1 protein-coding gene is annotated in these 1,032 nt (G+C 60.2%); it reads left to right on the top strand.

Translation table 11 applies throughout. The features are described from left to right. Positions 1-324: 324 nt before the first annotated feature. Positions 325-1,032: helix-turn-helix transcriptional regulator (locus tag N1058_RS23990; protein WP_265520097.1), on the top strand; the 708-nt coding region annotated here is incomplete at its 3' end.

Raw genomic sequence — 1,032 nt, 5'->3', positions numbered from 1 at the left:
ACTTCCAAGGGGCTGCCGCGGGCGGCACGTATTCTTGCCTAGCCACTGCACCGAGAACTGCGGGGAACCATGCTGTTGTCCACCGGCGGTCCCTCCATGACAGAAACCCTGTGCGTGGCTTGATGAAGAGAACCGGTGCGCCGGCATAATGCTTGTTCCGGTTTCCAAATTCGGACAGCCGCGGTTCTCCCGGCAAATTTTCAGAAAATGATCATTTCGCAAGGCAACGCCCTTCAGCCGATCGTGACTGCGTGCGATCAGCTCGCGATACCCTTTTGGATAGCGTTTGGAATGCAGCAAGATTCTGATGGTGTGGAGCCCAGCATGCTCCAATCTCGTCTGCACAAACGGGATCGACATATCCTCAATCTCATCCCCAAATCCGCGGGTCCGCGCCTGGCAACGTCGAGGGGCGCCGCGATCTATGCCGTCCGCGAGCCGGGGGCGCAGACGCTGCTGGCGGAAAGCCATTTTGCAGAGGTCATGCTTGCCCCGGCACCTGGGATCCGGGCGGCGCTGGGGAGCGACAGGATGCAGGAGTACGATGCGCCGGTCGGAACGCTTCTTGTCCATCCGGCAAATGTCGAAGTGCATACGGTCTGGTCGTGCACACGAGAAAGCGTGATAGTCACCGTCCGGCCCGAGGCCCTGCTCGAATTGGCGACCAGTGAGCTCGATGCCGGCCATGTCTCGCTTGCGCCGCCCCCCTTGGGAACCGTCGATCTTGAGGCACTGCACATCGCACAGCTTCTGAAGATGGAGCTGACGCGGCCAGAGCCGGCAAACGAGCTTTGGGTCGGCTCTCTGGTCACGCTCTTCAGCGTGCACCTTCTTCGGCATTATTCAAAGGTGAAGAAGTCGCCGCCGATCCGCAGGAGCGGGCTCTCGGCCCGCGACGCAAGAAAAGTGCAAGAGTTTCTCCACGAGAATTTCACCCGCAAATTGTCGGTGGGGGAGATCGCGTCGATCGCCGGTCTTTCGCCATTCCACTTCACTCGGGCATTCAACAAGACATTCGGCCAGCCGCCGCAC

This window comes from Nitratireductor luteus, assembly GCF_026162365.1.
Classification (GTDB): Bacteria; Pseudomonadota; Alphaproteobacteria; order Rhizobiales; family Rhizobiaceae; genus Chelativorans; species Chelativorans luteus.
Note: the sequence above shows the minus strand (reverse complement) of the source record. Positions and strands in the feature narration are given on the sequence as shown.